1 protein-coding gene is annotated in these 282 nt (G+C 67.7%); it reads right to left on the bottom strand.

The window, feature by feature from the left end; all coding sequences use genetic code 11:
• Window positions 1–64: 64 nt before the first annotated feature.
• The coding region (locus EN857_RS34305; protein WP_135897748.1) for a nitrite reductase (NAD(P)H) small subunit at window positions 65–282 on the bottom strand (218 nt) is incomplete at its 5' end.

Below are 282 nucleotides of genomic sequence, written 5' to 3'. Positions count from 1 at the left end.
GCACGCCGCAGCCCACCCCGCAATAGGGGCAGGTGGTCCTCACCTCGCGTGCCTCTTCCATGCCTCAGGCCGCCTTCGAGGCCAGTGCTTCGAGCGCGATGAAAAGGCGATCGTCATCGACCTTGACCGGTATCGTCCTCACCGAGCCTTCGTCCGCGCCGAGCGCCTTGCCCGTCTCCAGCGAGATCACCCAGTTGTGCAGCGGGCAGGTCACCGCCGCGCCATGGACGATGCCCTGGCTGAGCGGCCCGCCCTTGTGCGGGCAGTGGTCGTCAATGGCGA

The organism is Mesorhizobium sp. M4B.F.Ca.ET.214.01.1.1, from assembly GCF_004791545.1.
GTDB classification, from domain to species: Bacteria; Pseudomonadota; Alphaproteobacteria; order Rhizobiales; family Rhizobiaceae; genus Mesorhizobium; species Mesorhizobium abyssinicae.
Note: the sequence above shows the minus strand (reverse complement) of the source record. Positions and strands in the feature narration are given on the sequence as shown.